Here is a 2566-nt window from a genome sequence, read left to right as displayed (position 1 = left end):
GCTGGACCGGCAGTCCGGATACCTCGGCTACCCGACCTCCGATCCGCACGAGGTCGAGGGCGGCACGCAGGTGGACTTCCAGCGCGGCTACATCCTGTTCGACCCCGCCACCGGCGGCGTCAGCGACGGTCCTTGGTCGTGATCCGCACCGGGTTCCGCCTGGTCCGCGGGCCGGGCGGAACCCGCCACGATCCCGTCCAGCAGTTCGGCGAACTCGCGGGGACGGCTGTGGCAACCGACGTGACCGGCATCGACGGAGTGCACCCGGGACGGGTTCCGCGGCGCCAGCGCGTCCGCCTCGGCGATCACCCGGTCCTGCGCGGCGGGCGTGCACCAGCAGCAGGGTGGGAGCGGTGTTGGCGGACAGCTGCCTCGGTCCCGGCTGCGAGCCCGCCGCTACGGCGAGCCCGGAACCGCCGGAGCCTCGCCGATCACCCGGAGCGCCGCCTGCGGTCGGCGGATCAGAACGGCTGGTCCAACAGTAGCGGCGGCTTGTTGAACACGACGAACTCTTTTCCGGGATGCCGGAAGCGGCGGTTGCCCGCCTCCCGCGAGTGCGGATGGCGGTGGATGTAGAGCCACACGCCCATCGCGAGCCGGTGGAAGATCGGGTTGTCGGTGCTCAGGCGGTGCCTGCCGACGTACTCCGACCAGTCGTGCTCGGGCCAGGCGATGTCCTCGTCGTCCGGTTCGGCGGCGGCCGAGCCGGTTCGGGTCCGGGACCGGGCCGATGCGGGAGCGGCCGGTTCGGGAATGGCGAGCTGCGCAGGACCGGCGGGCAGCCCAGGACCGGCGGGCAGCGCGGCGACCACCTCGTGCAGGCGGTGCACCGTCAACGTGCCCGGGCCCGCGTGCGCGTGCTCGCCGTTGCCGCTGCGCAGCGGGAACGCCAGCACAACCGCGGTGGCCAGCGCGAACAGCGCGATCGTCGCGCAGATTTCGATGCTCATGCTCGCTTCCTCGCGTCTCGGGAGCTCTCGCCGGATGCGCCGACGGCCGGATTCCTGTTGCTTGCCCGTTGCTGTTCCGTGCCCGTTGCGACTCGCTCCAGGCGGTTCCACCGGTTCGCTCGGTCCGGAGCGGCGGGAATATCCCGCAGTGGCGACCGCCCTCATGAACGATAAAGAAACCTGCTTCGCACCGGGAACTACCCAATTGGATGATCTTGGTTGCCGTGCGCGTATTCCGCTGGAAGAACTGAAAGTGAAGCCATGTCATTCCGGCGCCGGAGCCCGCCCGATCACCGGACCGAACCACCGGCGGATCAGACCACCGGATCGCATCCGGATCAGACAATCCGAGCAGAAGGGGAATCATGAGCCGCACCGCCGAGAGCCTCTCCCGGGAGGGCGTTGGCCGGCAGCGCATCCGCGCCGATGGCTCCGCCGGAGGCGTTCCCGCCGACAGCGTCGCGCACCGCGCGCTGAGCCCGCCCGTGGCCCGCCTGCGACTGGGACGGCTGCTCCGCGACATGCGGGAGAGCTGCGGAAAGACGCAGGCCGAGGCGGCGCTCGCGCTGGAGTGCACCAAACCGAAGATCAGCAAGATCGAAACCGGCAAGGCCACCATCGGCCCGGGCGACGTCCGGCTGCTCGTCGGGTTCTACGGGGTGCACGGCGATCCGACGGAAGCCGTGCTGGAACTCGCCCGCCAGGCGCGGAAGCGGAATCAGATTCGCGTTCCCGATTGGGCGCAACGTTTCGTCGCATTGGAAAGCATTGCCACCGCGGTCTCGATCTACCAGTCCGAACTCGTGCCCGCGCTGTTGCGGACCGCCGACTACGCGAAGGCGATCAACCGCGCCGCCGACACCGGCCTGAGCGACGAAGAACTCGAACGCCTTTCCGCGGTCCTCGATGAACGCAGAACGGTGCTGGACCGGGAGCAGCCACCGCGAATCGCGGCCGTGCTCAACGAAGCCGTGCTGCGCCGCCCGGTGGGTGGCGAGCCGGTGCTGCAGAACCAGCTGGAGCACCTGCGCGAGCTGGCCGATCTGCCGAACGTCGCGGTGCAGATCCTGCCCTTCGACACCGGCGCGCACCCGGCGATGGCCACGTCGTTCCAGCTGGTGCGCACCGAGCAGCCGACCCCGAGTTCGGTGGTCTACCTGGAGGAGCTGATCGGTTCCAGCTACCTCGACAGCAACGCGCAGACCGACTGGTACGCGCGCACCTTCGACCGGCTCCAGGACACCGCGCTGAGCACCGAACGCAGTGCCGAGTTGCTGGAGAAGCTGCTCGGGGCTTGATCCGCTCTCGGTCCGGTCACGAAGGGACCACGGTTCGATCGGCTGCCGCGCAGGATCGTTGGCCGCCGCCGGTCCGCGCTGATAGCCCGGGGCCCGGCCGCAGACGGCAACCCGCAACCGCTGTGGCGCGTGGGGAAGAATGCCTTCGCTACCCCACCCGGCTTGGCGATCTGAGGACGGTGCCGTGGAGCCCAGCAGCCCGGTCCGCGCGGACGACCCGGACATCGCGCAGCGCTCCCGCCTCGACGAACTGGAAGCGCGGGCGGCGCTGCGGGCTCGGTGGGCCGCGCACTCGCTGGCGCTGTTCGCGGGCGTGGC

General features: G+C 70.2%; 3 protein-coding genes. 2 read left to right on the top strand and 1 reads right to left on the bottom strand.

Features of this window, described 5'->3' with window-relative positions; translation table 11 throughout:
* Position 1: 1 nt before the first annotated feature.
* Positions 2-142, top strand: coding sequence for a hypothetical protein (locus tag IJH84_RS14880; RefSeq protein WP_295145456.1), 141 nt, complete (start codon positions 2-4; stop codon positions 140-142).
* A gap of 319 nt (positions 143-461) precedes the next feature.
* On the opposite strand, the gene IJH84_RS14875 is transcribed toward IJH84_RS14880, so the two are convergent.
* On the bottom strand, positions 462-950 hold the full coding sequence (locus IJH84_RS14875; protein WP_295145454.1) for a hypothetical protein: 489 nt from the start codon (positions 948-950) through the stop codon (positions 462-464).
* Between the two features lie 365 nt (positions 951-1315).
* On the opposite strand from IJH84_RS14875, the gene IJH84_RS14870 reads away from it, so the two are divergent.
* A complete protein-coding gene (locus tag IJH84_RS14870; protein WP_295145452.1) occupies positions 1316-2248 on the top strand; it encodes a helix-turn-helix transcriptional regulator in 933 nt (310 codons plus the stop codon).
* The last annotated feature ends 318 nt before the right edge of the window (positions 2249-2566 follow it).

Source organism: Saccharopolyspora sp., assembly GCF_017434145.1.
GTDB lineage: Bacteria > Actinomycetota > Actinomycetes > Mycobacteriales > Pseudonocardiaceae > Saccharopolyspora_C > Saccharopolyspora_C galaxeae.
The sequence above is the reverse complement of the archived record's forward strand: the minus strand, read 5'-3'. Positions and strand labels throughout refer to the sequence as shown.